A 14,635-nucleotide genomic window follows, 5' to 3' on the forward strand; every position below is an offset into this window, starting at 1 on the left:
GGAGGATGAAAGCCGTTGAGACAGAGATTAATTACCGGTATTCTGGCAGGCATATTCTTTTTGGCAATGGTCCTGTGGGGCGGCTTGGCCTACCATTTGCTTATATTGGTGATGGCCCTAATCGGATTTTATGAGTTCGCACGAATGACGCAGGTATCTCCTTTTGGAGGTACGGCAATGCTTGGCTACGTAAGCATATTAGCATTTGTATTCCCATATCAATCTCTGGGTTTACACTCACCGCTATCCTTTGCCAGTTTGCTTTGGTTGGTAATGATAGTGTTTATGATGATCACGGTAGGAACGAAAAATAAAATCCCAATTCAAACGGTAGCTATACTATTTCTTGGTACTGTATATATAGGATTTGGATTTTCGTATATTGCGGAATCACGTCATATGGAACATGGACTGTTATGGACTTTTTTGTTGTTCTCTTGTATTTGGGCAAGTGATGCAGGGGCATATTTTGTAGGCAAAATGGTAGGAAAGACGAAGCTATGGCCTGCGATTAGTCCAAACAAAACGGTCGAAGGGTCCATTGGCGGAGTTGTTTTAGCTTTGGTTATAGCTCTGGTATTCGCTGGATTATCAGGTGGACTGCTGCCCTGGGGTAAAGCCTTCGGCATCGGTTTGTCATGTGCTGTTGTGGGACAACTGGGCGATTTGGTACAATCTGCATACAAACGAGTGTACGGCATTAAAGATTCTGGTAATCTGCTGCCAGGACACGGTGGTATACTAGACCGCTGCGACAGCTGGATTGTCGTTTTTCCATTTGTACATATGCTGATGCTGCTTCCATGAGTCTGGTATTACAACTTATGCTCAGGATCAACCTTTATGTTGTTCATCCTGCGCTATTAGAAGGATGGTAGCAGTTGCATAGTTGCCTGGGTAACAAACAATGAGCTCCTGATAAAAGTGATTTTCAGGATAGGAAGGTGCATCATGAAAAGAATTACGGTACTTGGTTCAACCGGCTCTATTGGAACTCAAACGCTGGATGTGGTGTCCATGCACCCAGATCAGTTCACTGTTGAGGCTTTAGCAGGCGGCTCCAATATAAAGTTACTTGCTGAGCAAGCACATCTCTATCAACCTAAAAAAGTGTCTGTTGGTACTCAGCAGTTAGCAGATGAAATTCGTCCTTTACTGCCTTCTGGAATCGAACTACACTGGGGAAATGAAGGACTCGTTGAGCTGGCCGCGAACACAGAGGCGGATATGGTTGTGACGGCTGTAATGGGCAGTGTCGGATTGCACTCCACGCTGGCCGCGATTGAGGCTGGAAAACAGATCGGTTTGGCCAACAAAGAAACACTGGTTACTGCTGGTCATCTGGTCACTGCGCGAGCTCGGGCGAAAGGAGTGCCGTTGCTGCCGATTGACAGTGAGCATTCAGCTATTTTCCAATGCTTGAATGGTGAGCGTATGAAAGATGTGGCACATATTACCCTCACAGCATCAGGCGGTTCTTTTCGAGATTTGACAAGAGAACAGCTGCGTGAAGTTACCGTGGAAGATGCACTTAAGCATCCTAATTGGTCAATGGGGGCCAAAATTACAATTGATTCAGCAACGATGGTAAACAAAGGGCTGGAAGTCATTGAGGCACATTGGCTGTTCGGACTTAGCTATGAGCAGATCCATGTGCTGCTTCATCCGGAAAGCATTATTCACTCCTACGTCGAGTTTCAGGATACAAGCATTGTTGCTCAACTTGGGAACCCGGACATGAGAGTACCCATTCAATATGCATTGACTTATCCTGAGCGGATGAAGTCTCCGGCAAAGCCTCTGTCACTGGCTGAAGTGGGAAAACTCCACTTTAAGGAAATGGATTTTAATCGTTTTCCTTGTTTAAGGCTTGCCTTCGAATGTGGTAAAATGGGTGGTACAGCACCGACCGCATTTAATGCTGCTAATGAGATTGCTGTTGCCCGTTTCTTGCGTGGAGAAATTTCTTTTCTGCATATTGAAGCTATTATTGAACAGGTGCTCGAACAGCATGTCAATATGGCTGATCCTGATTTGTCTGCGATTGAAACCTGTGACCGCGAAACTCGTAGTATAGCTGCGAGGTTGTAGGCTAATGTTGGGGTCAAGAACGAATTGTGATTCTCTTGTGCGGGTTCGGAGAATAATGATAATCTAGGAAGACAAACTTGATCTCATTGAAAGGGGGACGGAAACGATTGGAAACGATTCAAATAGTGTTGATGACGGTGCTCATGTTTTTCGTCATAGTGACGGTGCATGAATGGGGGCATTATTATTTTGCCAAACGCGCCGGGATTCTGGTACGGGAGTTTGCGATCGGTTTCGGTCCGAAACTGTTCTCTTATAAAAGAAACGAGACACGATTTACACTACGGTTGCTGCCGTTCGGTGGTTTTGCCCGCATGGCGGGAGAGGATCCGGAGGTCAATGAAATTGAAACCGGACAAACGATTGCTGTACGCGTAACAGATGGCGTCGTTAAGACCATCTATTTGGACCAACTGGATAACCGCAAGAATGTTGTGCGCGGTGAAGTGTTGGATATTGATCTGGAACAAGCGCTAACTGTAAAATTAGATGTGGATGGCGAAGATCAGCAATATACTGTGCACCCACAAGCGATGATGGTAACCAAAGGACAATCCATTCAAATTGCACCGAAGGATCGACAGTATGGGAGTAAAACAGTGGGACAGCGTGCGATGGCTATATTTGCTGGACCACTGATGAATTTTATTCTTGCCTTTATTCTGTTTGGTCTGCATATCCAGATGGTCGGCATACAAGTGGACAACCCAACTTATGTTCAAATTAGTGAAATTACAGCGGGTATGCCTGCTGCTGAAGCTGATTTGCATAAGGGAGATATCATTGAATCGGTGAACGGAGTTGCAATTGGTGCGAATGTTGAAAACATGATCAAGCTGATTGCAGATTCTCAAAACAAGCCGATGAAGTGGACAGTTCGCCGTGATGATAAAACCTTTGATCTTACCATTACACCTCGTGCAATGGAAGGACAAAAGGGTGGCAAGGTGGGCATTGTGCCTGAACTTCCAAAACGCCAAGCAGGTGTTGGGGAAACATTCAAATTTGCCGGACAATCCATGGTCAGAACGACAGATATTATTTTTCAAGGATTTAGCCAGCTTATCCAACGTTTTTCTATCAATGACCTGGGAGGCCCCGTACGTACTTTTGAAGTGACGGGACAAATTGCTAAGCAAGGCATTGAGCAGTTGACATATTGGACTGCGATCATGAGTCTTTATCTGGGGATATTCAATCTATTGCCTATTCCGGCTTTGGATGGAAGTAGACTTGTTTTCCTTGGGGTTGAGGCGGTAAGAGGACGTCCTGTTGATCCGAGCAGGGAAGGAATGGTCCATTTCGTTGGTTTTGCTATGCTATTCCTACTTATGATTGCGGTCACGTATAACGATATTTTACGCTTAATTAATGGTTAATTAGAGACGGACATTATAAAAATGGTCTGTATGGGAGGACATGCATTTCTATGTCGAACGATAAACAGTTTGTCGAGGAAATCACGCCGCAGAGCGAAGATTTTTCCCGATGGTATATTGATGTTATTAAAAAAGCAGAACTGATGGATTACTCGCCGGTTCGCGGGTGTATTGTATTCCGTCCCGATGGTTTTGAGATTTGGGAGCACATTAAGGAAGCTATGGACGTACGTTTCAGAGAAACGGGACATCGCAATGCTTATTTTCCAATGTTTATCCCAGAAAGCTTTTTCCAAAAAGAAAAAGAGCATGTGGAGGGATTTAATCCTGAACTGCCATGGGTGACTGAGGCTGGTGGGGAAAAGCTGGAAGAACGTCTCGCAATCCGTCCAACTTCGGAAACCATGATCGGTCATATGTACTCCAAATGGATTCAATCCTATCGTGATCTGCCTGTGCTCATTAACCAATGGGCTAATGTGGTGCGTTGGGAAAAACGTACGCTGCCTTTCTTGCGAACAAGTGAATTTTTGTGGCAAGAAGGTCACACAGCTCATGAAACAGAAGAAGAAGCACGTGAAGAAACGATGAAAATGCTGGAAGTTTATCGTGAGGTCATCGAGGAAGTTCTAGCTATTCCGGTTATAACTGGACAGAAAACACCTTCTGAAAAGTTCGCAGGTGCGAAGGATACATTTTCACTGGAAGCGATGATGAGAGATGGACGTGCGGTACAAGCTGGAACATCCCACTATATGGGAACTAACTTTGCCGTAGCATTTGACATTAAATATTTGAGTCGTGAAAACAACCTGGAATTCGCGCATACGACATCTTGGGGAACAAGTACACGTTTGATCGGTGCATTAATTATGGTCCATGGAGATGACCGTGGTCTTGCACTGCCTCCTAAAGTGGCACCTACTCAGGTTATTATGGTTCCTATTGGACCACCTAAGAAACGTGATGCAGTTATCGCTCGTGCAGATGAATTGTTTGCTGAGTTGAAACAAGCGGGTGTCCGTGTTAAAATGGACGACCGCAGTGATGTAAGTCCAGGCTGGAAATTTAATGAATATGAAATGCGCGGTGTACCGGTTCGTCTGGAGATCGGACCTCGTGATATGGAAAACGGTGTCTGTGTTCTTGTATCCCGTATCAGCGGTGAGAAAAAAATTGTACAACAGGACAATCTGCTTGAAGAAGTACACGCGATGCTCGCACAGGTACAACAAGAGATGTTTGACCGTGCGAAGAACTTCATGGAAGAAAACTTCTATTCCGTCGATACGTTGGATGAAATGAAGACTCTCATGGAAGAAAAACGTGGCTTTACTTTGGCTGGTTGGTGCGGATCTGAAGAATGTGAAGACAAAGTTAAAGAAGTGACAGGCGCTACAAGCCGTAACATACCGTTTAAAACAACTGAGCAAAAGACCACATGTTTGTGCTGTGGCAAACCAGCCAAGCATACAGTAGTGTTCGCACGGGCGTACTAATATAGAAGAGCAATACCCTATACTTACTTCATTCTCTTCGCCAACAGGAATAGCTGTTACTGGATAATATTCCGGACTATCTATATCGTTGTGATGAGGGTTGAAGAAGGCTACGAAAAGCTTTTGCGGTCGGAGATGTTTTAGACGCAGAAGCTTTTCATGTTTTCAGAATGGTAGATTGGAAATTGGGGGGAGAGCCATGGGCGGAGCTGAAGAAAAGAGAAAGCGGCTGGAGCTGCTGATGAAGCAGGTTGTAATGCCGGCGGGAGTGGTTGATCCTTATTTTTTGGACGGTTGGATTGATCAGGTTGAGATTAGCCGTACCAACAAGGATTGGAATATCACTATTGCCAAAGAGACACTGGTCCCCGCTCAGGTGTATCGTACGTTCTGTATTCAAGTACAGGAAAAAATGAGCCATATCGCTAAAATCACATTCCGCTTTCAGTACAGTGAGCAGGTTCAACCTGGTGATATTATCGGTGAATACTGGAAGCTTTTTTTAGAGTGGGTGCACCGTGAAATTCCATCTGTTAACGGTTGGATGAACCGGGCTGTGCATGAGTGGGAAGACGGTCTATTATTACTAACAATGAGCGATAGTATGTCATTGGAACTGGCGCGCAAAAAGCAGATAGATCAAGCTATTATTAAGTTTTACGATAAATATTTTGGGATCTCTATGCGCATTAAAGTCCAGGTGGGTGAAAGTAACCAGGAGGCATTACAGGAATTCCAGGAAAAGAAGATGCAAGAAGAACGCGAAGTTATTCAGCAGATGATGGAAAGTATGGAATCCGAGATGCCGCCTTTGGAAGAAGAAGAAGGAGACGTACGGCTTCAATTTGGTTATGACATCAAAGAACCGGCTATTCCGATGCAAGAGATTCAGGACGAAGAAAAGAAAGTCACCCTACAAGGAACAATCTTCGGTTTGGACAGTAAAGAATTGCGCAATGGCAGTACATTGTTTACGTATTATTTGACCGACTTTAGTGATTCCCTGCAAATGAAAATGTTTGCTAAAACTAAAGAAGATCTAAAAATTCTCAGTCTGTTGGCTAATGGTAAATGGGTCAAAGTGCGGGGAAGAGTTGAATATGACCGTTTTATGCAAATTCCCGAGCTGGTTATGATTCCTTCCGATCTAGTTGAAGTACAGGCTCCACCCGGACGTAAGGATAATGCAGCGGAAAAACGGGTTGAGTTTCATCTGCACACAAAGATGAGTGCAATGGATGCTGTCGCCTCGATTGATCAATATGTCAAAACAGCCGCCAAATGGGGGCACAAGGCGATTGCGGTCACCGATCATGGCGGTGTGCAATGCTACCCTGATGCCGCTAAGGCTGCAAAGAAAAATGGCATTAAGATGATCTACGGTGTTGAGGCCAATGTGGTTAATGATGCTGTTGAGGTTGTAATGCAGGCACAGCCATTAAATTTGAAAACAGCGACTTATGTCGTTTTTGATATTGAAACCACCGGTCTATCAGTTACACAAAATAAAATCATAGAGATTGCTGCTGTTAAAATGCATGAGGGCAAGGAAATTGATCGTTATGCAACCTTTGTCAATCCGCATGAACGTATACCATACAACATTCAGCAACTGACCAACATTAACGATGAAATGGTCAAGGATGCGCCGGATGTGGAACCTGTTATGAAGGAGTTCGTAGCTTTTGCTGGCGATGCTGTATTGGTTGCCCATAATGCGCGGTTTGATATCGGCTTTATCCAGGCCACCCTTCGAAAGATGGGTTTGCCCGAAATGACCAATCCGGTACTGGATACGCTCGAACTGGCTCGTTTACTGTTTCCAACAATGAAAAACCATCGTCTGAATACGTTGACGAGCAAATATAAAGTGGCACTAGAAAGTCATCACCGTGCTATTGACGATACAGTCGCACTGACTGAAGTGCTGAATGGCTTGCTGAATGATGCGGAACAAATTAAGGGATTAAAAATGCTCGATCGTCTGAATGATTATGTAGGTAAGGATCTATCGACTGTTCGTCCTTTCCACTGCTGCATTTATGCTCTCAATCCGGTTGGTAAAAAAAATCTGTACAAGCTGGTTTCCATGTCTCATACCGAATATTTCAAGCGTGTGCCTTGTATTCCTAAATCGAAATTGTCTGAGATGAGAGACGGATTGCTTATTATTTCTGGCTGTGAAAAAGGAGAATTCTTCGAGGCTGTGTTGAACAAGTCCGAGGAAGAAGCCGAGGAGATTGCACAGTTTTATGATGTGCTGGAGATTCAACCTTTGACGATGTATATGCATCTGGTGGAAAAGCAGCTTGTAAGCGGGCCTGATGCACTAAAAACGGCCATTCGCAAAGTATGCGACATAGGAAAACGCCTTGATAAGCCCGTAATTGCTACAGGCAATGTTCACTATTTGGAAACTCGCGATAAGCTGTACCGTGATATTACTATTCATGGCATTACCGGTTTTAGCCCGCTAAAGGACATCCGAAAGCCAGATGCTCATTTGCGGACAACGGATGAAATGCTGGCAGAGTTCGAGTTTTTGGGTGAGGAAAAAGCGTATGAAGTCGTTGTGAAAAACACTAGTGAGCTGGCAGAGCGTTTTGAAGAACTGGAACTGTTCCCCGACAAGCTTTTTACGCCATTGCTGGACGGAGCAGACGAGGAAATTCGTAATACATGCTATAAGACGGCTCGATCCATTTATGGTGAATCCTTACCTGAGGTTGTTGTAGCTCGCCTTGAAAAAGAATTGGAACCTATTATTAAATATGGTTTCTCCGCTAACTATCTCATTTCTGAACGTCTGGTTAAAAAGTCTAATCAGGATGGATACTTGGTAGGTTCACGGGGTTCTGTTGGTTCTTCTGTAGTTGCTACTTTTCTCGGTATTTCTGAGGTAAATCCACTGCCCGCCCATTATATTTGCGGTAATTCTGAATGTAGACACAGCGAATGGTTTTTGGATGGAAGTGTGCCGAGCGGTTTTGACTTGCCAGATAAAAACTGTCCGAATTGCGGTGGCAAGCTCAAGGGTGAGGGACAGGATATACCTTTTGAAACGTTCCTCGGTTTTAAAGGAGATAAAGTTCCCGATATTGACTTGAACTTCTCTGGTGAATATCAACCTGTTGCCCATAACTATACAAAAGTACTGTTTGGTGAAAAAAGTGTTTTCCGTGCAGGGACCATTGGTACAGTTGCTGAGAAAACGGCGTTTGGCTTTGCCAAAAAATATGAAGAGGCACATCATAAAAAATGGCGTGGAGCCGAGCTGAACAGGTTGGCTTCTGGTTGTACGGGTGTAAAACGTAGTACCGGACAGCATCCGGGCGGGATCGTTGTTGTTCCCGATTATATTGAGGTCGAGGACATTACACCGGTGCAGTATCCGGCTGATGATACGAGCTCGGAATGGAAAACGACGCATTTTGATTATCACGCTTTTGATGCGAACTTACTCAAGCTCGATATTCTGGGCCATGATGATCCGACCATGATGAGAATGCTTCAGGATTTGACCGGGGTTGACCCTACGACCATTCCAATGAATGATCCCAAGGTGATGAGCATGTTCAATTCCACGGAGGCACTCGGTGTAACACCGCAGCAGATTCGCACGCCTGTCGCCACCTATGGTGTACCAGAGATGGGGACAAAATTTGTACGCCAGATGCTGGTAGAGTCGCAGCCGAGTTCTTTTGCCGATTTACTGCAAATATCCGGTTTGTCTCACGGGACGGGTGTATGGCTAGGGAATGCACAAGAGTTGATTAAAAATAATACATGTAACATCAAGACCGTAATTGGTTGTCGGGATGATATCATGCTGTTTTTGATTTACAAGGCGGGGATGGATGCAGGTCTGGCCTTTAAAATTACGGAGAGCGTACGTAAAGGTAAAGGACTTAGTGCCGAATGGATTGAAGAAATGAAAAAATGCAAGGTGCCGCAGTGGTACATTGATTCCTGTCTAAAAATCCAGTACATGTTCCCGAAGGCGCATGCTGCAGCCTATGTTATTTCAGCCGTGCGTACAGCATATTTCAAGCTGTATCATCCGATCGAGTATTATGCAACTTACTTCTCAGTACGTGCAGCCGATTTTGATATTGACCTGTGCTGTCAGGGGTATGATGCGATCGCACGGAAGATTGTCGAAATTGAGCAGCTTGGTTTTCAGGCGCCACCTAAAGAAAAAGGGATGCTTCCAATCCTGGAGATGGCTTTGGAAATGACGGCTCGCGGGTTTAGTTTTAAATCCATTGATTTGTACCGTTCCGAAGCTACTCGTTTCAAAGTGGATGGGGACTCGCTCATTCCTCCGTTCGGAGCTCTTCAGGGTATTGGAGATAATGCAGCACGTAACATCGCAGCTGCCCGTGAACAAGGTGAATTTTTGTCCGTTGAGGATTTTCAACAGAAATCGAAGGCTAGTAAAACGATTGTCGAAATGCTGTCCCAGATGGGATGCTTTCGAGGTCTGCCAGAGAGTAATCAGCTGTCTCTGTTTTAATCTGAACCACAGTAGTCAAGCTCTGGCACTTGTCACATAACTATGGTTATGTTATAATTTTTTTGGTAATCATGGAGATAAAACCGTTGCTAAAAGAGTGGGGAAACCCACTCTTTACTGTTTGATATACAGGTACAACGTGAAAAAAAGGTTATTTTTGGGCAGGCAACCGGTACGCCGGTTTATTTGCAGTGAGCCCAAAATGAACATTACATCAAATGAAAATGAAAATGCCGGTGATGGAGAAGCATTGCCCACGGCAAGAGGGTATCTCTTTTTCACCACAGGAAAGTTCACTTTTGGAGGTTATAATCTTTGAGCACACCAAAGATCAAATCAGTAGTAGAAGAAATGGCCCAACCTTACCTCGATGAGCATGGTTTTGAACTGGTCGATGTCGAGTATGTCAAAGAGGGTAGCAATTGGTTTCTTCGCGTTTTTGTAGATAAAGACGGAGGAATTGATCTGGACGACTGTAGTATGATCAGTGAATATTTGGGTCAAAAGCTGGATGAAAATGACCCTGTTTCTACAGCATATTTTCTGGAGGTGTCTTCACCAGGCGCCGAGAGACCGCTGAAAAAAGCGGAGGATGTCACTAAAGCGGTAGGCAAAAACGTATTCGTTACTACATACGAGCCGATTAACGGTCTGAAGGAATTCGAAGGCCGTTTGCTTTCTTTTGAAGATGGGGAACTCACCGTCCAAAGTGGACAAAAGAAGCATACCATACCTTATGACAAGGTAGCCGGTGCAAGGCTCGCGATCATATTTTAATTCAGATTTGATTGTTGCTGTTTGACATGTACTACATGTTTTTTGCCTCGTGTGCCGACCAGTACGCAGGTGCCATCATTTGAAAGGGGGAGCAGTAATCCATGAGTATGGATTTTATTGAAGCAATGAACGAGTTGGAAAGAGAAAAGGGGATCAGTAAGGACGTGCTGTTTGAGGCCATTGAAGCAGCCCTGATTTCCAGCTACAAACGGAATTTCAATACCGCACAAAACGTGCGTGTTGATATGAACCGCAACTCGGGAGTCATTAAGGTATATGCCCGTAAGCTGATTGTTGAGGAGGTATTGGATCCTCGCACCGAGATTTCGTTGCCGGCAGCCCGTGAGATTAACCCACATTTTCAGTTGGAGGATGTTGCTGAAATTGAAGTCACACCACGTGATTTTGGACGGATTGCTGCACAAACAGCGAAGCAAGTCGTGACCCAGCGCATTCGCGAAGCGGAACGGGGACTGATCTACAATAAGTTTGTGGACAAGGAAGAGGATATTGTAACAGGAACTGTACAGCGCCAAGATCCACGCAATATTTATATTGATCTTGGCAAGGTGGAAGCAGTTCTTCCGTTGAGTGAGCTAATGCCTAATGAGAAATTCAACCATTTGGATCGGATTAAGGCTTATATTACCAAGGTGGAGAACACAACCAAAGGACCGCAAATTATGCTGTCCCGATCACATCCGGGTCTGCTTAAGCGTTTGTTCGAACTCGAAGTGCCTGAAATTTTTGACGGTGTTGTAGAGATTCGTTCCGTAGCGCGTGAAGCAGGCTTCCGTTCTAAAATTGCTGTTCATTCTCGTAACGCCGAGGTTGATCCGGTAGGTTCTTGTGTGGGACCAAGAGGAACGCGGGTGCAGACCATTGTAAACGAGCTGCGTGGCGAAAAAATCGACATTGTACGCTATTCTGATAATGTTGATGAATACGTGGCTAATGCTTTGAGTCCGTCCAAGGTGCTTGAAGTACAGGTGTTTGAAGAAGAGAAAATGGCTCGCGTTATAGTACCTGATTATCAGCTTTCTCTAGCTATTGGTATCAAAGGGCAAAATGCTCGCCTTGCTGCTAAGCTTACTGGCTGGAAAATTGATATTAAGAGTGAAACACAGGCGGAGGAAGAACTCGGCAGACCGAGAACATCCACCGATGAAATGCATCAGGATTCCGTTTCTGTAGATTAAGCGGAGTGTAGGGGGGTTAATGCATGAAACAGAGAAAGATACCTTTGCGCAAATGTGTCGCCTGTCATGAAATGATGCCAAAGAAGCAGTTAATCCGTGTCGTCAAAACCCCTGAAGACGAAGTGTTGATTGACTTGACTGGCAAAAAGTCGGGACGCGGCGCTTACTTGTGCGGCAAAGCCGCCTGCTTCAAGTTGGCTCAAAAGAGCAAGGCACTGGATCGAGCATTGAAGCACTCGGTCCATCCTGATATTTATGAGCAGCTAAGTCGTGATTTTGCTGCCGTCGAGGAAGAATTCCTGGCGGCACAAGGCAGCGTGCAGGATGAATAAGGCGCTGTCTGGATTGGGGCTTGCCATGAGAGCTGGCAAGTTGCTAACAGGTGATGAGATCGTTTATAAAGCGATCAGGTCTTCAGAAGCCAAGCTGGTCATTCTTGCGAAAGATGCTTCAATGAATACTCAAAAGAAATTCCGCGACAAATGCGGGACGTACAAAATCCCCTTATTGATAGGATTTGACCGGGAAAGCTTGGGAAGCAGCATCGGCAAACCTGAACGGGTCGTGCTGGCTGTGACGGATCAAGGATTCGCGAAATTGATCATGAAACATGCGGGGATAATGTCGGAGGTGGAGTATATTGAGTAAACAAGAAAGCAAAGACAAAGTGCGGGTATACGAATACGCCAAATCGTTGAACATGAGCAGCAAAGAAATTATCACCATTCTTAAACGGCTGGATATTCCCGTGAACAACCATATGAGCGTCATGGAACATGATGCCGTAGGTAAAGTGGAAAATTTTTTTAAGAATATTAAATCCAATGCTGCGGTCAAGCAAGGCGAAGCAGGTACGGCGCAAGTAAGCTCGAATCAGACCGGTTCAAGCCAGAATAGTAATCATTCAACGGAGCAAACCAAAAATCAACAGGAAAAGCAGGTAAGTATGAATAGGACAAACAACAACCAAAACAGTAACCGAAGCAGCGCTCCAAAAGCGCAAAGCAGTCAGCAGGGCGGTCAAAACCGCAGTCAACAAGGTTCTAGTAGACCAGGCGGCCAGCAAGGCACTCAGAACCGCAGTAATGGTCAACAGCAGGGAGGACAACAGCGTACCGGTAGCAATAACACAGGTTCACGTCCTCAGGGAAGCAGCCAGGGTGGTGCGGCAGTAAGAACTTCTTCTTCGGCAGGAAGCAATAATTCCAACCGCAGTGGTGGCAGCCGTACAGGTGGCAACTCCAACAACAGCGGTAACCGTTCCGGTCAAGGACGTTTTGACGATAACCGTCAAGGCGGAGGACGCGGTGGTAACGGTGGTCGTGGAGGCAACAACCGTGGTGGAAACAATCGTGGTGGTAAATTCAACAACCGTGGTAAAGGTCAACAACAGGAGCGTCGCGAGAAAATCGACAACACGCCTAAGAAAATTATTGTGCGTGGTGAGATGACTGTAGGCGAAACAGCCAAGCTTCTTCACAAGGATGCTTCAGAAGTCATCAAAAAATTGATCATGCTCGGAACAATGGCGACCATCAACCAAGAACTGGATATGGATACCATTCTCTTGCTTGCTGGTGACTTTGGCGTCGAGGTAGAAGTGAAAATCCCAGTGGAAGAAGATCGTTTTGAAACTGTGGAAGAAAATGATGATCCAGCGGATTTGAGAACACGTCCACCGGTTGTAACAATTATGGGTCACGTCGATCATGGTAAAACAACTTTGCTGGATGCCATTCGCTCCACGAATGTAACAGGTGGTGAAGCTGGCGGTATTACACAGCACATTGGTGCATACCAAGTTGAAATTAACAGCAAAAAAATCACTTTCTTGGATACACCAGGTCACGAAGCCTTTACCGCTATGCGTGCACGTGGTGCTCAAGTAACAGATATGACGATTATTGTGGTTGCAGCTGATGACGGTGTTATGCCACAAACGGTTGAAGCCATTAGCCATGCAAAAGCAGCAGGTCTACCAATAATCGTAGCTGTAAACAAAATCGACAAACCGGATGCCAACCCGGACAAAGTAAAGCAAGAACTTACAGAATATGAATTGGTGCCCGAAGAGTGGGGCGGCGATACAATTTTTGTCAATGTTTCCGCTAAACAAAGAATGGGCCTGGAAGATTTGCTCGAAATGATTCTGCTCGTAGCTGAAGTGAATGAGTACAAAGCGAACCCAGATAAACGGGCACGTGGTACTATTATTGAGGCTGAGCTGGATAAAGGTCGCGGTTCTGTAGCCCGTATTCTCGTTCAAAACGGGACACTGAAAGTCGGCGATGCATTCGTAGCAGGTAACTGCTTCGGACGTGTACGTGCCATGGTTAACGATAAAGGTCGTCGTCTTAAGGAAGCAGGTCCTTCCACTCCAGTTGAAATTACTGGTCTGACAGAAGTTCCACTTGCAGGCGATCCGTTCATGGTGTTCGAGGATGAGCGTAAAGCTCGTGCTATCGCTGATAAACGTGCGATTACGCAACGTCAATCTGATCTGGGCAGTAATACCCGCGTAACGCTGGATGACCTGTTCCAACACATCAAGGATGGCGAGATGAAGGATCTGAACGTCATTATTAAAGGTGACGTACAAGGTTCTGTCGAAGCGCTGAAAGGCTCCTTGAACAAGATTGAAGTTGAAGGTGTACGCGTCAAAATTCTTCACAGTGGTGCAGGTGCAATCACCGAATCCGATATTATTTTGGCTGCGGCATCCAATGCCATTGTTATTGGCTTTAACGTTCGTCCTGATAATCAGGCGAAATCTACAGCGGAAGCTGAAAAAGTGGACATTCGTCTGCATCGCGTTATTTACAATGTCATTGAAGAAATCGAGCAGGCTATGAAAGGTATGCTGGACCCTGAATATAAAGAAAATGTGATCGGTCACGCTGAAGTTCGTAACGTGTTTAAAGTTACTAAAGTCGGTACGATTGCTGGTTGCATGGTGACGTCCGGCAAAATTACTCGTTCAGCAGAAGCACGTCTGATTCGTGATGGTATCGTTATTTTTGAAGGTAAAATCGACTCACTGAAACGCTTTAAGGACGACGCAAAAGAAGTTGCCCAAGGTTACGAATGTGGTATCACCCTTGATGGTTATAATGATGTTAAGGAATCCGACATTATTGAAGCGTTCGTCATGGAAACAGTGGAGCGCTAACGGCA

General features: G+C 45.2%; 10 protein-coding genes. All 10 read left to right on the plus strand.

All coding sequences use genetic code 11. The annotated features are described in order from the left end of the window. The first annotated feature begins 15 nt into the window (after positions 1 to 15). The 10 genes from PPM_RS10055 (at position 16) to infB (ending at position 14,630) form a co-directional block, all read left to right on the plus strand. A complete protein-coding gene (locus tag PPM_RS10055; protein ID WP_014599670.1) occupies positions 16 to 807 on the plus strand; it encodes a phosphatidate cytidylyltransferase in 792 nt (263 codons plus the stop codon). 144 nt (positions 808 to 951) lie between these two features. Next, positions 952 to 2,091, plus strand: a complete 1,140-nt coding sequence (locus tag PPM_RS10060) for a 1-deoxy-D-xylulose-5-phosphate reductoisomerase (protein ID WP_014599671.1) — start codon at positions 952 to 954, stop codon at positions 2,089 to 2,091. 107 nt (positions 2,092 to 2,198) lie between these two features. Continuing rightward, positions 2,199 to 3,470 carry an RIP metalloprotease RseP gene (rseP, locus tag PPM_RS10065; RefSeq protein ID WP_014599672.1) on the plus strand — a complete coding sequence of 424 codons (1,272 nt, stop codon included), beginning with the start codon at positions 2,199 to 2,201 and terminating at the stop codon, positions 3,468 to 3,470. Positions 3,471 to 3,520: 50 nt separating this feature from the next. Continuing rightward, positions 3,521 to 4,969: a proline--tRNA ligase gene (gene proS / locus PPM_RS10070; protein ID WP_013370716.1), complete on the plus strand. Its 1,449-nt coding sequence runs from the start codon at positions 3,521 to 3,523 to the stop codon at positions 4,967 to 4,969. A 199-nt stretch (positions 4,970 to 5,168) separates the two neighbouring features. Further along, on the plus strand, positions 5,169 to 9,485 hold the full coding sequence (locus PPM_RS10075) for a PolC-type DNA polymerase III (protein ID WP_014599673.1): 4,317 nt from the start codon (positions 5,169 to 5,171) through the stop codon (positions 9,483 to 9,485). Positions 9,486 to 9,800: 315 nt separating this feature from the next. Next, complete coding sequence (gene rimP / locus PPM_RS10080) at positions 9,801 to 10,262, plus strand: ribosome maturation factor RimP (protein ID WP_013370719.1); 462 nt, start codon at positions 9,801 to 9,803, stop codon at positions 10,260 to 10,262. A 101-nt stretch (positions 10,263 to 10,363) separates the two neighbouring features. Continuing rightward, positions 10,364 to 11,461, plus strand: coding sequence for a transcription termination factor NusA (gene nusA / locus PPM_RS10085; protein WP_013370720.1), 1,098 nt, complete (start codon positions 10,364 to 10,366; stop codon positions 11,459 to 11,461). 23 nt (positions 11,462 to 11,484) lie between these two features. Next, positions 11,485 to 11,793, plus strand: a complete 309-nt coding sequence (gene rnpM, locus PPM_RS10090) for an RNase P modulator RnpM (RefSeq protein ID WP_007430067.1) — start codon at positions 11,485 to 11,487, stop codon at positions 11,791 to 11,793. Continuing rightward, positions 11,786 to 12,109: a L7Ae/L30e/S12e/Gadd45 family ribosomal protein gene (locus PPM_RS10095; RefSeq protein ID WP_007430068.1), complete on the plus strand. Its 324-nt coding sequence runs from the start codon at positions 11,786 to 11,788 to the stop codon at positions 12,107 to 12,109. Before rnpM ends, PPM_RS10095 begins: the two co-directional genes overlap by 8 nt. Next, the gene (gene infB, locus PPM_RS10100; protein WP_013370722.1) at positions 12,102 to 14,630 is read left to right on the plus strand and encodes a translation initiation factor IF-2; all 2,529 of its coding nucleotides are present in this window, start codon (positions 12,102 to 12,104) and stop codon (positions 14,628 to 14,630) included. The genes PPM_RS10095 and infB overlap by 8 nt, the downstream gene beginning before the upstream one ends. Positions 14,631 to 14,635: the final 5 nt, after the last annotated feature.

Origin of the sequence: Paenibacillus polymyxa M1 (genome assembly GCF_000237325.1) — a bacterium.
In the GTDB taxonomy this organism is placed as follows: Bacteria; Bacillota; Bacilli; order Paenibacillales; family Paenibacillaceae; genus Paenibacillus; species Paenibacillus polymyxa_C.